The organism is Streptomyces sp. NPDC034049, from assembly GCF_055575575.1.
Window position 1 is genome coordinate 587,602 of the sequence record NZ_JBVISJ010000001.1, and the last position, 18,482, is coordinate 606,083.

The 18,482-nt window shown below is 70.6% G+C and carries 19 protein-coding genes; 10 read left to right on the forward strand and 9 right to left on the reverse strand.

Going from position 1 to position 18,482, the window contains the following annotated elements:
- Positions 1-20 precede the first annotated feature (20 nt).
- Positions 21-974 carry an ROK family glucokinase gene (locus ACZ52C_RS02590; protein ID WP_469073037.1) on the forward strand — a complete coding sequence of 318 codons (954 nt, stop codon included), beginning with the start codon at positions 21-23 and terminating at the stop codon, positions 972-974.
- A 121-nt stretch (positions 975-1,095) separates the two neighbouring features.
- Positions 1,096-1,848, forward strand: a complete 753-nt coding sequence (locus ACZ52C_RS02595) for an endonuclease/exonuclease/phosphatase family protein (protein WP_469073038.1) — start codon at positions 1,096-1,098, stop codon at positions 1,846-1,848.
- Between the two features lie 18 nt (positions 1,849-1,866).
- Here ACZ52C_RS02595 and ACZ52C_RS02600 read toward each other — a convergent pair whose 3' ends face one another.
- From ACZ52C_RS02600 to ACZ52C_RS02615, 4 genes are all read right to left on the reverse strand, one after another.
- Positions 1,867-2,943 carry a CU044_5270 family protein gene (locus ACZ52C_RS02600; protein ID WP_329898955.1) on the reverse strand — a complete coding sequence of 359 codons (1,077 nt, stop codon included), beginning with the start codon at positions 2,941-2,943 and terminating at the stop codon, positions 1,867-1,869.
- A complete protein-coding gene (locus tag ACZ52C_RS02605) occupies positions 2,936-3,559 on the reverse strand; it encodes an RNA polymerase sigma factor (RefSeq protein WP_469073039.1) in 624 nt (207 codons plus the stop codon). Before ACZ52C_RS02605 ends, ACZ52C_RS02600 begins: the two co-directional genes overlap by 8 nt.
- A gap of 321 nt (positions 3,560-3,880) precedes the next feature.
- Complete coding sequence (locus tag ACZ52C_RS02610) at positions 3,881-4,603, reverse strand: hypothetical protein (protein ID WP_469073040.1); 723 nt, start codon at positions 4,601-4,603, stop codon at positions 3,881-3,883.
- Positions 4,596-5,489: an alpha/beta hydrolase gene (locus tag ACZ52C_RS02615; protein WP_469073041.1), complete on the reverse strand. Its 894-nt coding sequence runs from the start codon at positions 5,487-5,489 to the stop codon at positions 4,596-4,598. Before ACZ52C_RS02615 ends, ACZ52C_RS02610 begins: the two co-directional genes overlap by 8 nt.
- Before the next feature lie 186 nt (positions 5,490-5,675).
- On the opposite strand from ACZ52C_RS02615, the gene ACZ52C_RS02620 reads away from it, so the two are divergent.
- From ACZ52C_RS02620 to ACZ52C_RS02635, 4 genes are all read left to right on the forward strand, one after another.
- Positions 5,676-6,491, forward strand: coding sequence for a lysophospholipid acyltransferase family protein (locus tag ACZ52C_RS02620; RefSeq protein ID WP_469073042.1), 816 nt, complete (start codon positions 5,676-5,678; stop codon positions 6,489-6,491).
- Between the two features lie 101 nt (positions 6,492-6,592).
- Positions 6,593-7,822 carry a MacS family sensor histidine kinase gene (gene macS / locus ACZ52C_RS02625; RefSeq protein ID WP_469073043.1) on the forward strand — a complete coding sequence of 410 codons (1,230 nt, stop codon included), beginning with the start codon at positions 6,593-6,595 and terminating at the stop codon, positions 7,820-7,822.
- A gap of 83 nt (positions 7,823-7,905) precedes the next feature.
- Positions 7,906-8,553 carry a response regulator gene (locus tag ACZ52C_RS02630; RefSeq protein ID WP_469073417.1) on the forward strand — a complete coding sequence of 216 codons (648 nt, stop codon included), beginning with the start codon at positions 7,906-7,908 and terminating at the stop codon, positions 8,551-8,553.
- A gap of 164 nt (positions 8,554-8,717) precedes the next feature.
- On the forward strand, positions 8,718-9,746 hold the full coding sequence (locus tag ACZ52C_RS02635) for a 6-phosphofructokinase (protein WP_469073044.1): 1,029 nt from the start codon (positions 8,718-8,720) through the stop codon (positions 9,744-9,746).
- 217 nt (positions 9,747-9,963) lie between these two features.
- Here ACZ52C_RS02635 and ACZ52C_RS02640 read toward each other — a convergent pair whose 3' ends face one another.
- Both ACZ52C_RS02640 and ACZ52C_RS02645 read right to left on the reverse strand, forming a co-directional pair.
- The gene (locus ACZ52C_RS02640) at positions 9,964-11,841 is read right to left on the reverse strand and encodes an anthranilate synthase family protein (RefSeq protein ID WP_469073045.1); all 1,878 of its coding nucleotides are present in this window, start codon (positions 11,839-11,841) and stop codon (positions 9,964-9,966) included.
- Between the two features lie 118 nt (positions 11,842-11,959).
- Positions 11,960-12,016 carry a trp operon leader peptide gene (locus tag ACZ52C_RS02645; RefSeq protein WP_073735655.1) on the reverse strand — a complete coding sequence of 19 codons (57 nt, stop codon included), beginning with the start codon at positions 12,014-12,016 and terminating at the stop codon, positions 11,960-11,962.
- Between the two features lie 107 nt (positions 12,017-12,123).
- Here ACZ52C_RS02645 and ACZ52C_RS02650 point away from each other — a divergent pair, with 107 nt between their 5' ends.
- From ACZ52C_RS02650 to ACZ52C_RS02660, 3 genes are all read left to right on the forward strand, one after another.
- Complete coding sequence (locus tag ACZ52C_RS02650) at positions 12,124-13,629, forward strand: hypothetical protein (protein ID WP_469073046.1); 1,506 nt, start codon at positions 12,124-12,126, stop codon at positions 13,627-13,629.
- Positions 13,630-13,733: 104 nt separating this feature from the next.
- Entirely contained in the window at positions 13,734-15,083 is a 1,350-nt protein-coding gene (locus ACZ52C_RS02655) for a class II 3-deoxy-7-phosphoheptulonate synthase (RefSeq protein WP_060885008.1), read from the forward strand.
- A 172-nt stretch (positions 15,084-15,255) separates the two neighbouring features.
- Positions 15,256-15,480, forward strand: a complete 225-nt coding sequence (locus ACZ52C_RS02660) for a (2Fe-2S)-binding protein (protein WP_469073047.1) — start codon at positions 15,256-15,258, stop codon at positions 15,478-15,480.
- Positions 15,481-15,501: 21 nt separating this feature from the next.
- On the opposite strand, the gene bfr is transcribed toward ACZ52C_RS02660, so the two are convergent.
- Positions 15,502-15,981, reverse strand: coding sequence for a bacterioferritin (bfr, locus tag ACZ52C_RS02665; protein WP_469073048.1), 480 nt, complete (start codon positions 15,979-15,981; stop codon positions 15,502-15,504).
- A gap of 174 nt (positions 15,982-16,155) precedes the next feature.
- On the opposite strand from bfr, the gene ACZ52C_RS02670 reads away from it, so the two are divergent.
- A complete protein-coding gene (locus ACZ52C_RS02670) occupies positions 16,156-16,803 on the forward strand; it encodes a sulfite oxidase-like oxidoreductase (protein WP_469073049.1) in 648 nt (215 codons plus the stop codon).
- Between the two features lie 155 nt (positions 16,804-16,958).
- On the opposite strand, the gene ACZ52C_RS02675 is transcribed toward ACZ52C_RS02670, so the two are convergent.
- A complete protein-coding gene (locus tag ACZ52C_RS02675) occupies positions 16,959-17,780 on the reverse strand; it encodes a Crp/Fnr family transcriptional regulator (protein ID WP_469073050.1) in 822 nt (273 codons plus the stop codon).
- On the reverse strand, positions 17,777-18,025 hold the full coding sequence (locus ACZ52C_RS02680; protein WP_469073051.1) for a hypothetical protein: 249 nt from the start codon (positions 18,023-18,025) through the stop codon (positions 17,777-17,779). The genes ACZ52C_RS02675 and ACZ52C_RS02680 overlap by 4 nt, the downstream gene beginning before the upstream one ends.
- Positions 18,026-18,482 lie beyond the last annotated feature (457 nt).

Sequence of the window (18,482 nt, forward strand, 5' to 3'; positions counted from 1 at the left end):
CGACCGAAACTGAGGGATTCATGGGACTCACCATCGGCGTCGACATCGGCGGTACCAAGATCGCGGCCGGTGTGGTCGACGAGGAAGGCAACATCCTCTCGACCCACAAGGTGCCGACCCCGGGCACGCCCGAGGGGATCGTGGACGCCATCGCCGCCGCCGTCGAGGGCGCGCGAGCCGGTCACGAGATCGTCGGCGTCGGCATCGGCGCGGCCGGCTATGTCAACCGTCAACGGTCGACGGTCTACTTCGCCCCCAACATCGACTGGCGCAACGAGCCGCTCAAGGAGAAGGTCGAGGCCCGCGTGGGCCTGCCGGTCGTCGTGGAGAACGACGCCAACGCCGCCGCCTGGGGCGAGTACAAGTTCGGCGCGGGCAAGGGCCACCGCAACGTCATCTGCATCACCCTCGGCACCGGTCTCGGCGGCGGCATCATCATCGGCAACAAGCTGCGCCGCGGGCACTACGGCGTGGCCGCCGAGTTCGGCCACATCCGGATGGTCCCCGACGGCCTGCTGTGCGGCTGCGGCAGCCAGGGCTGCTGGGAGCAGTACGCCTCCGGCCGTGCCCTCGTCCGGTACGCCAGGCAGCGCGCCAACGCCACCCCGGAGAACGCGGAGCTCCTCCTCGGCCTCGGCGACGGCACCCCCGACGGCATCGAGGGCAAGCACATCTCCATGGCCGCCCGCCAGGGCGACCCCGTCGCCGTCGACTCCTACCGCGAACTCGCGCGCTGGGCCGGCGCCGGCCTCGCGGACCTCGCCTCGCTCTTCGACCCCTCCGCCTTCATCGTCGGCGGCGGCCTGTCGGACGAGGGCGAACTGGTCCTCGACCCCATCCGCAGGTCCTACAAGCGCTGGCTGGTGGGCGGCAACTGGCGCCCGGTCGCCGACGTCATCGCCGCCCGGCTGGGCAACGAGGCGGGCCTGGTGGGCGCGGCGGACCTGGCGAGAGAACCCGACCCGATCATGTAGACACGGCCCGGCGGCACCCCCGCGCCCTTCAGGGGCGCGGGGAACTGCGCGAGAAACCACGACGCACCGTCACTCGCAAACGGACAAATGCACCCGAGCTCTTGGGCGTATCTTGATCCCCATGGTGACCCCGCTCCCCAACTCCCGCACCAACTCCGACGGTTCGGCGACCATCCGCGTCCTCAGCTACAACATCCGCTCCATGCGCGACGACACGGACGCCCTCGCCCGAGTGATCACCGCCTGCGCCCCCGACCTGGTCCTCGTCCAGGAGGCCCCCCGCTTCTTCCGCTGGCGCAAGAAGCTCGCGCGGCTCGCCGCCGCCTCCGGTCTGGTCACCCTCTCCGGCGGGGCCACCGCCTGCGGGCCCGCGCTGCTGTGCAACCTCCGCGCCACGGTCGAACACGCCGAGGACGTCCTCCTGCCCCTCACCCCCGGCCTGCACCGGCGCGGCTTCGCCACGGCAGTGGTCCGCTTCGGCCGCGCCCGCCTCGGCGTGCTGTCCTGCCACCTCTCCCTCCAGAAGGACGAGCGGTACGAGCAGGGCGGCATGCTCCTGGACCACCTCGCCGGCCTGGGTGTGCCGCACGCGGTGGCGGGCGGCGACCTCAACGAGCGCCCGCACGGCCCGACCTTCCGTCGCCTCGCCGGTGAACTCCAGGACTGCTGGACCACCACCCCGTGGGGCGGCGAGTACACCTCCACCCCCACCGACCCCCACCAGCGCATCGACGCGATCCTGGCCACCCCCGGCATCGAGGTCCTCGGCTGCGGCGTCCCCCTCGGCGTCCCCGGCCTCACCGACGACGACCTGAGGGCGGCCACGGACCACCTGCCGGTCCTGGCCGCCCTCAGGGTCCCCGCCGACGCCTAGGGGGTGTTTCGTACGCCGCTACCCGGCGGCCGACGGGTACTCCTTGGCCCGGTCGACGATCGCCCAACTGTCCAGGTAGGAGAGTTGGGTGTACACCTTCATGTTCTTGCCGTCGCCCGAGGAACGCTCGTCACGGAAGCCGAGGAAGGCGTACGTCACCGGGTCGAAGATGAAGTAGCCGCCGTAGTCGAAGCTTCCCCCGGGGAGGTCCGGGGCCTTGTAGGTGATGGCCACGCCGACCCGTCCCTTGGCGTCCTTCTGGTTCGGCACCGCCTTGACCCCCGGGACCATCCCGAGCGCCTCGTAGGCCGCCGGCCGCAGCCCCTCGGGCATCACCGGGACCAGCTTGAGCAGCCCGGCGAGGCTGAAGTGGATGTGCATCCACTCCTCGTCGGTGATGTCGTCGAGGGAGGCGTTCTTCCCCTGGCGTCCGAAGGACTCCCTCTGGACCGCAAGGATCAGCTGCTCCGGGTCGGTCGGCAGCTTCCGCAGCCTGCTCCAGTCCTGCGGCGGCCACACGCTCTCGTTCGCGGCCAGCGGTGGGGCCCACCACCCCTTGCCCAGCTCCATGACCCACGAACGCTTGGAGCCGTCCACCGAGCGCCAGTTCTCGGCGACGTGGGTCTTCGTCCTCCCGGTCTTCTGGTCGGTCTCCTTGATGATCTCCTTGGTGTACATGAACTGGTCGTCCCGCGGACTGACCTGCTTCTCGTGCTGTCGCGCGTACGCGGCCGCCCCGTTGAGCACCGTCCGCGCGCTCACGTTCCGCATCGGCGGCAGGCTGGTCACCGGCGGCTTCGCGGTCCCGCCCCGGCCGTCGTCGCCGTCCTGTTGCACGGCGACCAGGACACCGGCGGTGACGGCCGCGGCGACCAGCCCGCTCAGCGCGATCCGCGGGACCGGACGGCGGTGTACCGGCGGGGCGAGCCGGAAGGCCGGCTTCCGTGTCCGGTCCGCGTCCGGCGCGGTGATCGTGGCCAGCAGTCGGGCCCGCCCCCGCCGCCGGGTCTCCTCGTCCAGCGGGGGCACCCCCGCGTCGTAGTCGGCGAGGCCTCGCAGCTCCCCCAGGGTCCTCGGGTCGTCGATGTCACGCATGGGCGTCTGCCTCTCGGAAAGCGGTCGGATCGGATCCGCCCAGTGCCTCGCGCAGTCTGCCGCGAGCCCGGTTCAGCCGGGATCTGATCGTGCCGACGGGCACGCCGAGGGCCTGGGCCGCCTCCTCGTAGTCGAGGCCGGCCCAGGCCACCAGCAGCACCACGTCGCGGTGCCGGGCGGACAGCCCGGCCAGCGCAGCCGCCAGCTCCCGGCGCACCCCCGTGGCACCGGCCCTGGCGACCGCCCGGTCCGCGACCGGCTCCTCGTGCTCCACCGGCTCCGGCAGCCGGGCCAGCGCCCGGAAGCGGCGCGCCTCGGCCCGCCGGTGCCTGCCGAGCAGGTTGGTGGCGACACCGAACAGCCAGGGGCGGGCGTCGAGCCGCTCCAGGTCGTAGGTGTGCCGCCGCTGGAAGGCGATGGCGAAGGTCTCCGCCATCAGGTCCTCCGCCGCCTCGGGACCTAGCCGCCGGGCCGCGTAACGGTGGACGGCGTCGGCATGGCGGTCGTAGAGGACGGCGAACAGCTCGGGATCGTCCCGGGACCGCTCGATCACACGGGCGTCACTCTCCTCGCGCTCTCGCTCGCGGGTGCCGAGTCCCGGTGGTCCGACGGGCATCGGGGCTCCTCTCGTTCGTCCGAACGCCTCGAAGGCTTGGGCTCGTTCGGGTCGTGCACTCGTACTTCGCCGTTCACCGGAATCGAGTTCCATTCCGCCGCTGGGACCGCTGGGACCGCTGGGACCGCTGGGACCGCTGGGACCGCTGGGACCGCTGGGACCGCTGGGACCGCCGGGACCGCTGGGACCGCCGGGGACCGCGTCGTGGCGCCGGGCGACGGCGAGGGCCCGCCCGGAACGATCCCGGGCGGGCCCTCGTGCGCGACGCGACGTCGGTGACGGTGGTGACGTCGGTGGGTTGGCGGTGGGGTGGCGGTGGGGTCAGACGACCGCGCCCCGCCCCGGATCGCCGTCGTCCTCGTCGTCCTCCCTCATCCGCATCACCAGCGTGGCGAAGCCGCCGAGGAAGCCGCCGATGCCCAGGGTGGTGAGCCACCAGGTCATCTCCCAGCCGAGCAGCACGGCGAGCAGCAGCAGGACCGGGCCGCCGGCCACGCCCAGCCAGGCGAACTTGGAGGTCGCGTCGGCCTCCGGCAGCGGGGGCGGCTCGGGCGGCACGAAGTGGCCCTCGCCGTCCTCGTCCTCCTCGTCGGCCTCGTCGCCCGTGTCCTCGCCGACCGGGTCGGGCACGCTGTAGTCGCGCGGGCCCGCCCCGACACCGGGCGCGAACGCGACCGAGCTGCCGAGCGGCTTGGGGGCCGCGGGGCCGGCGGCGCCGTCCGGAGCCTTGTCCGCGGACTCCTCCGGCTCGGGCTCCAGGAGGGCCAGGTCCTCCACGGACCTGAACGGCTTGGCACCCGGTGGGTCCGGCGGCTCCTCGCCGAACCCGGCGACGATGGCCCGCCAGGCGGCGTCCTCGTCGAACGGCACGTGCTGCTCCTCGCCCGCCGCCTCGCCCGACGCCTCGCCCGACGAGGCGCCCCCGGCGCCCTTGGCGGGACCGCCCGCGGAGCTGCCCGAGGAGTCGCCCCGTGGGTCGCCGGGTGAGGCGCCGAGGGGCGCTCCCTGCTCCTCCGGCTCACGCTCGGAGTCGTGCTCAGCCACCAGTGGCCGTCCCTTCCCTCTGCCCCAAGGATCCCGGACCGTTCCGCTCCGCGGATCCCGAATCAGACTGCTGTACGGATTCCGCGTCGGACTTCTTCACACCCGCCTCCGCGGGATCCGTCGCGCGCGGCGCATCGGATCCCGCCACCAGCCGGGTGACGAACGCGTGACTCTCCTCGAAGATCAGGTCCGCGTCATGGTCCAACGTCGCCACATGGTGGCTCTGTTCCAGCAGGATCTCCGTGACGTCCGTCGACGACACCCGGCCGAGGACCCGCTCGGAGTCGACGGGCGGCACCACATGGTCCCGTGGGCTGTGCAGCAGCAGCAACGGCTGGGTGACCTGGGGCAGTTCCCCGTCGACCAGGCGCAGGAAGTTACGCAGCGAGTGCGCCGCGTGCAGCGGCACATGGCTGTACCCCAGCTCCTCGACGCCCTCCTTGGCGATGTCGCTGGTGATGCCCTTGGTGGTGGGCACGAAGTGCCGGAGCAGGGGGAGGGCGTGCGCGGCCGGGCCGTGCACCTTGTTCGCCGGGTTGACGACCATCACGCCGGCGACCGCGTCCCCGTGCTTCGCGGCCAGTCGCAGCGCGAGGGCGCCGCCCATGGACAGCCCCGCGACGAAGACCCGCGTACAGCGCTCGCGCAGGGTCCGCAGCTCGCGGTCCACCTCCGCGTACCAGTCCTGCCAGCCGGTCGGGCGGAGGTCCTCCCAGCGGGTGCCGTGGCCCGGCAGCAGGGGCAGCGCGACGGTCAGCCCGCGCTCGGCGAGATACTCCGCCCAGGGACGCATGGACTGCGGTGACCCGGTGAATCCGTGGCAGAGGAGGACTCCCACCTCCCCGCCCTCGTGGTGGTACGGCTCGGCTCCAGGAAGGACCGGCACGGTTCGGTCTCCTGTTCATGAGAAGGGTGTGAATGAGTCCGGATGTGGTTCACCGTACGCGACCGCACTGACACCGACCAGGGGCTTCGCTCGACACCGGTCGGACCTGTCGGACTCTTCCTCGGGCGTCCGGGTTAAGGTCTCCTCCACGGATCACAGAGAGGCAATCGGTTGTTGTACGGCGCGATGAAGGTCGCAATCGGAGGACCGCTCAAGGTCACCTTCAGGCCCTGGGTGGAGGGCCTGGAGAACATTCCGGCCGAGGGCGCCGCGATCCTCGCGAGCAACCACCTCTCCTTCTCGGACTCGTTCTTCCTCCCCGCTGTCCTGGACCGCAAGGTCACGTTCATCGCGAAGGCCGAGTACTTCACCACCCCCGGCATCAAGGGCAAGCTGACGGCCGCCTTCTTCAAGGGTGTCGGCCAGCTCCCGGTGGACCGGTCCGGTGCACGCGGCGCGGGCGAGGCCGCCATCAGGAGCGGCATACAGGTCATCGAGAGCGGCGAACTGTTCGGGATCTACCCCGAGGGCACCCGCTCGCCCGACGGCCGCCTCTACCGGGGCAAGCCCGGCGGCCTGGCCCGCGTGGCCCTCGCCACCGGCGCGCCCGTCATCCCCGTCGCCATGATCGACACGGAGAAGATCCAGCCCCCGGGCAAGGTCCTGCCCAAGGTCATGCGCCCCGGCATCCGTATCGGCAAGCCCCTCGACTTCAGCCGCTACCAGGGCATGGAGCACGACCGCTTCGTCCTGCGGGCGCTGACCGACGAGGTCATGTACGAGATCATGAAGCTCTCCGGCCAGGAGTACGTCGACATGTACGCGACCGCCGCCAAGCGGCAGATCGCGGACGCGGCCAAGGCCGAGAAGGAGGCCGACAAGGCCGCCAGGGCCGCCCTCGCCAAGGCCGAGAAGGAGCAGGCCGCCAAGGAGCTGAGGGAACAGGCCGAGAGGGCCCGCCCGGAGAAGGACGGCGCGGACAGGGACCGACCGGCTTCGTGACCGCCCGCTTCCCGGGTACGGTCGCGTTCCGGACGCGTACGCCGGGGAGCCCGGTGGCGAGTCAGCAGGGGGTGGGGGACGTGCCGAAACTTGAGCGGGTCATGACGATGTCGGTGGAGCAGCCGCTGTGGCGTGCGCTCACCGGCTACCGGGTCCTGACGATGATCTACGCCGTGGGCCTCTTCGTCAGCGCGTACGACAAGTTCGAGCGCCCCTGGCTGGCCGTCGCCTACTTCGCGGTGCTGGCCGGCTGGACGCTGGTGACCCTGCCCAAGGTCGCGGGCGCCGCCAGCTGCACCAAGCGGTTCCTCGCGGCCGACCTCACCATCGCGATCGTCGGCATCCTGCTCACCCGGCTCGCCGACTCGGCCGCGCGGGTCGAGGCCGGGGGCCCCACGCTGCCGTCGATATGGACCGCCGGCGCCGTCCTGGCCTTCGCCATCAAGGGCGGCTGGCGCTGGGCGGCCTTCGCCTCCACGCTCGTCGCCGTCGCCAACCTGATCCACCGGGGCGCCCCCACCCGCGACACCGTCCACAACGTGCTGCTGGTCTGGGTCGCCTCCATCGCCATCGGCTACGTCGTCGAGGTGGCCCGCGCCTCCGAGCGTACCCTCGCCCGTGCCCTGGAGATCGAGGCCGCCACCCGCGAACGGGAACGCCTCGCCCGGGACATCCACGACAGCGTCCTCCAGGTCCTCGCCATGGTCCAGCGGCGCGGCACCGCTCTCGGCGGCGAGGCCGCCGAACTGGGCCGGATGGCGGGCGAGCAGGAGGTCGCGCTGCGCACCCTTGTCTCCGGCGGCCTGGTCCCCGTCTCCCGGATCTCGGAGGACGCGGCCCAGGGCGCCCTCGTCCGCGTGGTGGACGAACCGGACGTCTCCGGCGACGGCGCCGACGGGGAGCCCGTGGACCTGCGCGCGCTGCTCGCCCCGTACGCCGGCGCGAAGGTCACGTTCTCCGAGCCCGGTGGCCCGGTGCCGCTCGCCCCGGGGGCCGCGCGGGAACTGGCGGCGGCGGTCGGCGCGGCCCTGGACAATGTGCGGGCGCACGCGGGCGACGGGGCGAGGGCCTGGATCCTGGTCGAGGACTGGCCGGACGAGATCGTCGTGACGGTACGGGACGACGGCCCGGGCATCCCCGAGGGGCGGCTCGCCCAGGCGGAGGGCGAGGGCCGGCTCGGGGTGGCCCTCTCCATCCGGGGGCGGCTGCGCGACATCGGCGGCACGGCCGAGCTGATCTCGGTGCCGGGCCAGGGCACGGAAGTCGAACTGAAGGTACCCAAGGCCGCACAGGGGCCGACGGGCGTACGGGGGAAGGCGGAGAAGCGGTGACGAACAGCGTGGAGAGCGTGGGCGACGGCGGGTCGGCGGACGCGGTGGCGCGGCCCGGCGGGGGCGGCGGCCCGATCAGGGTCATGGTGGTCGACGACCACCCCATGTGGCGCGACGCCGTCGCCCGCGACCTGGCCGAGGCCGGCTTCGACGTGGTCGCCACGGCGGGCGACGGCGAGCAGGCGGTGCGGCGCGCCCGCGCCACCGGGCCGGACGTGCTCGTCCTGGACCTGAACCTGCCCGCGAAACCGGGCGTGCAGGTCTGCAAGGAGCTGGTGGGAGCCAACCCCGCCCTGCGCGTCCTCGTGCTGTCGGCGAGCGGGGAGCACGCGGACGTCCTGGAGGCGGTGAAGTCCGGCGCGACCGGCTATCTGCTGAAGTCGGCGTCGACGGAGGAGCTGATCGACGCCGTGCGCCGCACCGCCGTCGGCGACCCCGTCTTCACGCCGGGCCTCGCGGGTCTGGTCCTCGGCGAGTACCGCCGCCTCGCCTCCGAGCCCGGGCCCGCCCCGGGCGCCGACGAGCCGAAGGCCCCGCAACTCACCGACCGTGAGACCGAGGTGCTGCGGCTCGTCGCCAAGGGCCTGAGCTACAAGCAGATCGCCGAGCGCCTCGTGATCTCGCACCGCACGGTCCAGAACCACGTCCAGAACACCCTCGGCAAGCTCCAGCTCCACAACCGGGTGGAGCTGGTCCGCTATGCCATAGAGCGCGGACTCGACGACGAGTAAACGCCTCGAATCACCCCATAGAGTGAAGGGGATTTGATCAACTTTGATCAACTCCCCCTCGATCAGCCGTAATTCGCCGGAATTGACCTGCCGTACATGCCGAAGTGACCTGGATCACTATTAGCGTGACCCTCACCAGGCAACCGCGGCGAAGGGACATTTCCATGCGCGTCGGAGTACTGACCGGAGGCGGCGACTGCCCCGGGCTCAACGCCGTCATCCGGGGCGTCGTCCGCAAGGGCGTACAGGAGTACGGCTACGACTTCGTCGGCTTCCGGGACGGCTGGCGGGGACCACTGGAGAACGACACCGTCCGCCTCGACATCCCCGCCGTGCGTGGCATCCTGCCCCGCGGCGGCACGATCCTCGGCTCCTCCCGCACCAACCCGCTCAAGGAGGAGAACGGCATCCGGCGGATCAAGGACAACCTCGCCAAGCAGGAGGTCGAGGCGCTCATCGCCATCGGCGGCGAGGACACCCTCGGGGTGGCCGCCCGCCTCTCGGACGAGTACGGCGTGCCGTGCGTGGGCGTCCCCAAGACGATCGACAACGACCTCTCCGCCACGGACTACACCTTCGGCTTCGACACGGCGGTCGGCATCGCCACCGAGGCGATCGACCGCCTCCACACCACCGCCGAGTCCCATATGCGCGTCCTGGTGGTGGAGGTGATGGGCCGGCACGCCGGCTGGATCGCCATCCACTCCGGTCTCGCCGGCGGCGCCAACGTCATCCTCATCCCCGAACAGCGCTTCGACGTCGACAAGGTGTGCGCCTGGGTGACGTCCCGCTTCAAGGCCTCGTACGCGCCCATCGTGGTCGTCGCCGAGGGGGCCATGCCGAAGGACGGCGAGATGGTCCTCAAGGACGGCTCGCTCGACTCCTTCGGCCATGTCCGCCTCTCCGGCGTCGGCGAATGGCTGGCCAAGGAGATCGAGAGGCGGACGGGCAAGGAGGCCCGGACGACCGTCCTCGGCCACGTCCAGCGCGGCGGCACGCCCTCGGCCTTCGACCGCTGGCTCGCCACGCGCTTCGGCCTCCACGCGATCGAGGCCGTGCGCGACCGGGACTTCGGCAAGATGGTCGCGCTGCGTGGCACGGACATCGTCCGCGTTCCGATCGCCGACGCGACGGCCCGTCTGAAGACGGTGGATCCGAGCCTGTACGAGGAGGTCGGCGTCTTCTTCGGCTGAGGGCGCCCGATGGGTGGGGCCGGGTGGGCGCGTGGTCGGGTGCGGGCCCGGCGGGGCTTCTCGCGCAGTTTCCCGCAGCCCCTGAGAAGCAGGGGCTGCGCCCCCGTGCTCTTCGTCTGAGGGCCGGAGGCCCGAAAGGGGCGCGGGGAACTGCGCGACCAGCCCCCACCCACCCGCACCCGACCACGCACCCCGAGCCCCACCGACCCCCGGGCCCCTAAACCGCCCGCAGAGACTGAACCCCCGCCACCAGCTCACCCACCACACTCACCCCGTCCAACGTCAGCACCGACTCCGGATGGAACTGCACCCCCGCGAACCCGGGGCCGCGCAGCGCGTGCACCTCACCGCTCCCACTGCGGCTGACTTCCACCCCCCGCTCCGCCAGCCCCCCGGCCGTCGCGTCGTCGCACCGGGCCACGAAGCTGTTGTAGAAGCCCACGGTCTCGGGCCGCCCGAACAGATCGATCTCCGTCTGCGCCCCCTGGTACGGCACCACCTTCCGCACGATCGGCAGCCCCAGCTCCGCCGCGATCAGCTCGTGCCCGAGACACACCCCGAGCACCCCGTACCGGTGCCCCCGCAGCACCTCGGCGGTCAGCGACCGCAGGAACCCCATCCGGGGATCGTCCCCGTCCGACGGATCCCCCGGCCCGGGCCCCAGCACCACCACGCCCTCGTGCGCGAGCACCCCCTCCCGCAACCCGGGCTCGTCGTACCGCCGTACCGTCACCTCCAGCCCCGACGACCGCAGCAGATGCGCGAGCATCGCCGTGAAGGTGTCCTCGGCGTCGACCACGAGCGCGTGCCCGGTCAGCTCGCCCGTCCGCTCCCGCATCCGCAGCCAGAACGGCGCCAGCGAGGCCCGTCGCCCGTCCAGCGCGGCCCGCACCCGCGGATCCTCGGCCAGCCCCGGCCGGACCCGCTCCCGCTCCGGGCGCCCGGGCCGCACCCCCAGCGCCGCCAGGACCCCCGCCGCCTTCGCATGGGTCTCGGCGACCTCGCTCGCGGGGTCCGACCCCCGGACGAGCGTGGCCCCCACCGGCACCTTCAGCCGCCCGTCCGCCGCGATGTCGGCCGTACGGATCAGGATCGGCGAGTCCAGGGTCTGCGCACCGCCCGCGTCCCGCCCCAGCAGCGCCAGCGCCCCGGCGTAGTAACCGCGTGCGACACCGTCCCGCCCGAGCGGCTCGTACCGCTCGATCACCCGGCACGCGTTCTGCACCGGCGACCCGGTGACCGTCGCGGCGAACATCGTCTCCTTCAGCACCTCCCGCACGTCCAGCGAGGACCGCCCGCGCAGCTCGTACTCGGTGTGCGCCAGGTGCGCCATCTCCTTCAGCCGGGGCCCGACCACGACCCCGCCCATGTCGCCGACCGTGCACATCATCTTGAGCTCCTCGTCGACGACCATCGACAGCTCCTCGATCTCCTTGCCGTCGCCGAGGAAGGCCAGCAGATCCTCCGGGGTCGGGCCCTCGGCCGGATAGCGGTACGTCCCGCTGATCGGGTTCATCACGACCGTCCCGCCGGACATCCGCACATGCACCTCGGGGCTGGCACCGACCAGCGTGCGCTCCCCGGTGCACACCACGAACGTCCAGTACGCCCCCCGCTCGCCCTCCAGCAGCCGCCGGAACAGCGCGAGCGCGTCGGCGCGGCCGAAGCCGGGAACCGTGCCCTCGTAGGTCCGCCGGATCACGAAGTTGGCGCCCTCGCCCCGCCCGATCTCCTCGCGCAGCACCCGGCCGACGATCTCCGCGTACTCCTCGTCGCCCACGTCGAAGCCACCGCCCTCGACCCGGACGTCGTGCGCGGGCAGCTCCGCGAGGGCCCGCTCCAGCGGCAGCGCGTACGACTCCTCGGGTACCAGCACCGACAGGGGCGTCCCGTCGTCGCGGACGTCGAAGCCGCGTTCGCGGATCTGCCGGAACGGGACGAGCGCCAGCCCCTCGTCGGGGAGGTCGGCGAGCCGTTCGTACGTCGTCACCGGGCCGATCAGCAGTTCCACGGTGTCGTGGTCGTGGAGACCGGGGGTGCGGCGCCGCACCAGCGCGAACGGGCGGTCGTCGGACAGGAGCCGGGTCAGGTCCATGGGTTCCTCTTCCCTGGGGGATCACGGTCGTCGCGGTGATCGGAGAGGAACGGCCCGGCCCTGGAAACACCGAAGGCCGCCCCTCGGGCGGCCTTCGCGAAGTCTTGCGTACGCGCAGTCAGTGGGCCGCCGGATGAGCGGTCCACCACCAGTTACGGGTCGAGTGCGCGAACATGCGCCGCACCCTACCGGAGAAACCCCGGAAACTCACATGATCGACACCTGGCGTGCGGCTTAGGATCACGCGTGCCACACATACGGAGAACGCGACCCCTGGCCCTCGTGGCGGCGACTGCCGCCCTGCTCGCCGGGCTGACCGGACAACCCGCGACGGCCGCGGAGGAGCCGACCACGACCCGACTGGCGCTCGCCGGTGACCTGTTCAGGATGACCGACACGAGCACCGCGACCGCCGCCACCACCCTCGCGGGCCGGCTGGCCGACGCCGACCTCGACGACGTCGTCACCACCGAGTACACGACCGACTCGGCGGGGACGCCCGACCCCGGCATGAACCTGGGCTCGATGCGTGCCTGCGCCGGCGACGAGACCAAGGCGCTGCCGCCGGTGGACCGGAGGATCGCCTGGTGCTGGTCCTCGGCGCTCGGCGACGACACCACCCCCCGCTGGTGGCCCCAGGGCATGAGCACCACCGGCACCGCCGACGGGGCCGACGGCGCGATCCAGGGCAGGAGCGTCACGGCGGTCGCCTGGCACTACCAGACCTTCCGGACCGACCCGGCGGGCACGGTCGAGGCGAACGACAGGTGCCGCACCAACAACCTGCTCAGGCTCTCCTTCATCGACCGCGACACACTCAGGTACCGTCACGTCCTGCTCGTCGAGCCGACCTCCGGCGGCCAGAACTTCAAGTACGTCACCGGCCACGGCGGCGGCGTCGTCTGGTACGCCAACCACCTCTACGTCACCGACACCACCGGCGGCATCCGCGTCTTCGACGTCAACAAGCTGAGCAAGGTCGACACCTACGGTTCCGGGCTCAACACGTACGGCGTCGACGGCGTCACCGGCCGGTCGAGCGCCTGCGGCCTCCCGTACGTCCTGCCGCAGACCCACTACTACCGGCAGGCCTCCCCGCCGCCCTCCGGCGGCTGCGACAACGACGCCGTCGACGGGACCCCCGACCCCGACTCGCTCTGCTACTCCTGGCTCTCCCTCGACAAGACCGGCGGCACCCCGTACAAGCTGGTCGCCGGCGAGTGGTACGGCGGCGCCGCGGGCGCCCGGATCGTGCGCTACCAGCTCAATCCGACCAGCGCCTCGGCCTATCCGGGCCTGCTGAACATGTCCGGCGGCAGAACGGTGATCCAGGACGCGTACGCGGCGACCCGCTACGTCGGGCTGCAGGGCGGCATGACCTGGACCGACGACAGCGGGCTGCTGAACTTCGCCTTCCACAAGGGCTGCGCCCTCCAGCCCGCCGTGTTCTCCCGTACCTGGGCCGGCGACACCCGCGCCCCGACGGCCTGCAACGTCACGGTCGACGGCCGGCCCCACGCGAGCGGCAACTGGGCGGTCGGCACCCCGCAGGCGCTGAGCCACTGGCCGAGGCTCGGCACGACACGCGTGGACGAGCTGTGGGGGCTCACGGAGCACATCTGCGCCGGCACCGCCCTGCGGGCGAGCTTCCCCGACGAGTTCACGGCCGTCGAGGAGGCCGACGAGCGGCGCAACGCCTGCGACGGCTACCAGGGCGAGGCCAACCTCTCCCTGCGCACGGTCTTCGCCGTCGGCTTCGACGACCCGGCGGTCATGGACCTCCACTGAGGCAGCCCGGGGCACCCCGCGGACCCCGCTCAGATCGAGCGGGGTCCGTCTCACTTGATGAGCAAGGGGATGGACGCCCGACATGACCCCGTAATGTGGACGTCGTGACCGTGAACGCTAAGTCCAGCGCGAGCGCTGGCAACACCTGGCGAGACCTGCCCGCGGCGCAGCAGCCCGAGTACCCCGACACCGAGGCTCTGCGCGCAGTCGTTGCGGAGCTCGAGTCGTATCCGCCGCTCGTCTTCGCGGGCGAGTGCGACCAGCTGCGCGCCCGGATGGCGTCCGTCGCCAAGGGAGAGGCGTTCCTCCTCCAGGGCGGCGACTGCGCCGAGGCCTTCGACGCCGTCTCGGCCGACCACATCCGCAACAAGCTCAAGACGCTGCTCCAGATGGGCGCGGTCCTCACGTACGCGGCCTCCGTGCCGGTCGTGAAGGTCGGCCGGATCGCCGGGCAGTACTCCAAGCCCCGCTCCAAGGGCACCGAGACCCGCGACGGCGTGACCCTGCCGACGTACCGCGGCGACTCGGTCAACGGCTTCGACTTCAACGAGGCCGCCCGCATCCCGGACCCCGAGCGCCTGAAGCGGATGTACAACGCCTCCGCGTCCACGCTCAACCTGGTGCGCGCCTTCACCACCGGCGGCTACGCCGACCTGCGCCAGGTGCACGCCTGGAACCAGGACTTCGTGAAGTCGTCCCCGTCCGGCCAGCGCTACGAGCAGCTCGCCCGAGAGATCGACAACGCGCTGAACTTCATGCACGCCTGCGGGGCCGACCCGGAGGAGTTCCGCACCGTCGAGTTCTTCTCCTCGCACGAGGCGCTGCTGCTCGACTACGAGTCGGCGCTCACCCGCGTGGACTCGCGCACGGGCCGGCTCTACGACGTCTCGGCGCACATGGTGTGGATCGGCGAGCGCACCCGGCAGCTGGACCACGCGCACATCGAGTTCGCCTCGAAGATCCGCAACCCGATCGGGATCAAGCTCGGCCCGACGACCACGGCGGAGGAGGCGTTGCAGTACATCGAGCGCCTCGACCCGGACCGCGAGCCCGGCCGTCTCACCTTCATCGTGCGCATGGGCGCGGACAAGGTCCGCGACAAGCTGCCCGAGCTGGTCGAGAAGGTCACCGCCTCCGGCGCGACCGTGGCCTGGGTGACCGACCCGATGCACGGCAACACCTTCGAGGCGGCCTCCGGCCACAAGACCCGCCGCTTCGACGACGTGCTCGACGAGGTCAAGGGCTTCTTCGAGGTCCACAAGGGCCTCGGCACCCACCCGGGCGGCATCCACGTCGAGCTCACCGGTGACGACGTCACCGAGTGCGTGGGCGGCGGCGACGAGATCTTCGTCGACGACCTGCACCAGCGCTACGAGACCGCGTGCGACCCCCGGCTCAACCGAAGCCAGTCGCTGGACCTGGCGTTCCTGGTCGCGGAGCTGTACCGGGACTAGTAAAAGATCAACAGGGAGTGCGCCTGTCACCGGCGCATGACGTGGGGCGCGGATCACATACGATCCGCGCCCCACTCCACTTTTGCGGTTCCTGCCTGCCGGGTAAGGTTAGGTTAGCCTCACCGATCATCGGGACGGCGCCCCCATTCGTTCCCGGCGGGAGGTGAACCGCGTGTTCGTCTGCAGTTGCTTCGGCGTCACCGAGCAGCAGGTCAAGAAGCATGCGGCGGACGGTGCCTGCACCCCTCGCCAGATCGCGTCGGCCTGCAAGGCGGGCACCGACTGCGGTTCGTGCGTCCGGCGGATCCAGGCGATCCTCGGCCGGGGCGCGTGCCCGCGCCGCGAGACGGCCGACCAGGGAGAGTCGGTCTTCACCGAGCTCGAGGAAGCGGCCTGACCCGGGAAGCGGCGGTCTGACTCAGCTCTCGGGCTGTTCGATCAGCTGCGCGATGTAGAGCGCCTCGCCGAGCTTCTCCAGCAGTTCCAGCTGGGTGTCGAGGTAGTCGATGTGGTGCTCCTCGTCCTCGAGGATCGACTCGAAGATGTTCGCCGAGGTGATGTCGCCCTTGTTGCGCATGACCTCGATGCCGCGCTTGAGGCGGTCGATCGCCTCGACCTCGATCATCCGGTCGGCCTCGAACATCTCCTTGACCGTCTGGCCCACCCGGACGTGGAACAGCCGCTGGTAGTTCGGCAGCCCGTCCAGGAACAGGATCCGGTCGGTGAGCACCTCCGCGTGCTTCATCTCGTCGAACGACTCGTGACGTGTGTACTTCGCGAGCTTCGTCCAGCCGAAGTTCTCCTGCATCTTGGCGTGCAGGAAGTACTGGTTGATCGCGGTGAGCTCCGCGGTCAGCTGCTCGTTGAGGAATTCGATGACCTCGGGGTCGCCCTGCATCGCAGAGGCTCCTTCCAAGCGGGGAACTGGGAGGTTGCGCCGCGATGATTGCACCGCCACCGAAGATCGTCCAGTAAGTGCAAGCTTAGTAAGTAAGTGCAGCCTTAGTTCTAAATGTCCGGATCGGGTGGGCCCTGGTCATGTGCACCACCCGAGGTCTGTCAGGATGGAGTCATGGGTCAGCCGGTGGAACGCGAATCAGGAGATCGCGCATCTGAGAACGCGGCGTCGTCGCAGCTTCCGCCGGGACAGCGGCTCCAGCGCGGCTGGCCGGTCACCCACTACGGGCCCGTCCCCAAGTTCCGACCGGAGCGCTGGGACTTCCGGGTCTTCGGCGCCACCGCCGACGGCGAGAAGCACTCCTGGAACCACGAGGAGTTCACCGCCCTGCCGTACGCCTCGGTCGTGGCCGACCTGCACTGCGTGACGAAGTTCAGCATGGTCGGCGCCGAATGGGGCGGCATCCCGGCCCGTACGATCCTGGACACCGCGCCGCCCGCCGCCGAGGTCACCCATGTGATGGTGTGGGCGGAGTACGGCTTCAGCTCCAACCTCCGCCTCGCCGACTTCGCCGACGACCGCACGATCTTCGCCACCCACAAGGACGGCGAACTCCTCACCGCCGAGCACGGCTTCCCGGTCCGTCTCGTCGTCCCCCGCCTCTATGCCTGGAAGGGCCCCAAATGGGTCCGCGGCATCGAGTACATGACCGCCGACCGCCGCGGCTTCTGGGAGGAACGCGGCTACCACAACATCGGCGACCCCTGGCAGGAACAGCGCTACTCCTACCAGGAGGGGCCGGGGGACGGGCCCGAGCTCTGATTGAGGCACGCGTGAAACAATTCAACGTGCGATAACGGTGAGGTGGGACGGACGGAAATTGCCCGTACCATCCGTACCACGCGTAACAAGAAAAGCGCGCCTGCCGTGAATGATGCTCACGGCAGGCGCTATCCGGTTCTGCGGATTCCGATTGTCTAAATGGATGCGAGAGTGCGGGCGAGGCTTCCCTGCGGGAACTGGAGCTCGCTCGTCTCGAGCAGTCGACGCACGGAGGGGAATTCGTAGGAGCGGTAGCCCGTCACCACGGTTTTGCTCCTGCGCAGCTGCGTCAGCGCGGCCTCGACCGAGCCGATGCTGAGGCAGAGCGCATCCGCTAGGTCGGTCTGGGTGGGCCCCTCGACCATGAAGTCGTACTCCTTGCCCGGCACCGCGCAGTGCATGAGCAGGTGCCCCAAGAGCCCGCACAGGCGCTGTTCGGGCTTCAGGCCGTGCCGGTTGTAGATGCGCTCGGCGGCCTCCATGCGGTCCACGACGGAGCTGCCGATCGCCTTCATCAGGTTGGAGTTGCTCTCGGCCAGGGTCCGCATCCTGTCCAACGGGACAGCGAGTGTCCACGTCTTGGTGATGCACCTCGCCGTCGGCGGGGGCACGTGGTCGTCGAAGACCTCGACGGATCCGACCATGGCCCCGGCCCCGAGGAAGCGCACCGTGGACGACTGGCCTATCTGGGTCCGCTCCAGCACACATCCGGTCAGCACGATGTGCACCGAGGTGCCTATGTTCGGCCCTCGCAGCTCATGGCCGCGCGGGTAGGTCCGCGAGCCGGCCGAACCGCTCGTCTCCTCCAGGAAGTTGAGGCGGGTCTCCTTGGGGAGCTTGCGCAGGAAGGGGTTGCGCTCGAAGACCGTGCCCAGGCGGCTGGGCGTCTCCTCCCGGTCGATACGGCCGGTCGTGACGTCCACGTTGTAGAAGGACGATCCGATCTGGATGGGCTCGTCCTTCTTCCAGAAGGTCATTGCGTGCCCGCCTTCCCTGTGGCGCCGGACTGCGGGCTCGGATGCTCGACGGCCGGCGGGGAGGTGACGGGAGCCTGCGTGTCCAGGGCACGAAGGAGCGGCGGGAAGGCGATCACCAGGCTCGCGAACGCGGTGATCACCACCCCGATGCGCGCCGGTGTCGACGACAGGACTTTGACGGTGAAGGCGACCGTCGCCGACATGATCAGAAAGATCACGACGGCGGCGATCAGGAACTCTGACATTCGTTGCTACTCCATTTACGAAGCGTGGCCGGTCCAGGTGTAGGAAGACGTGATCCGGATCGGTGGTCCGAAGAAAATTCACGGTCTTCCGGTAGCCAAAGACGATATCTCACCCATCGGACTGCCCGAGATCTCGTATGTCGACAAAACGGCAGCATTGCCGTCCTGGATAACCGGACGCCTGAAAATCCCCAAACGGAAGGGGTTCTACTCTTACTCTTCGGTAACTCCCTACTTCTGGGGAATGGCCTTGAGGGCCAGCTGGTTACATTGACCGTGCTGACGTTGAGCCTGGCCGGTCCAACAGAAGCTGTCGGGCAGTGGCCCCGGGGGGTGGTACCCCAGGGGCCGCCCCGACACCGCCCGGACTGTGGATGCGGCAGGTCGCTCACGGCGTTCGCCTGGTCACACAGTGCGGTGATGTCCCTGTCAAAAAGGGCGGTCCGTCGCTTTCCCT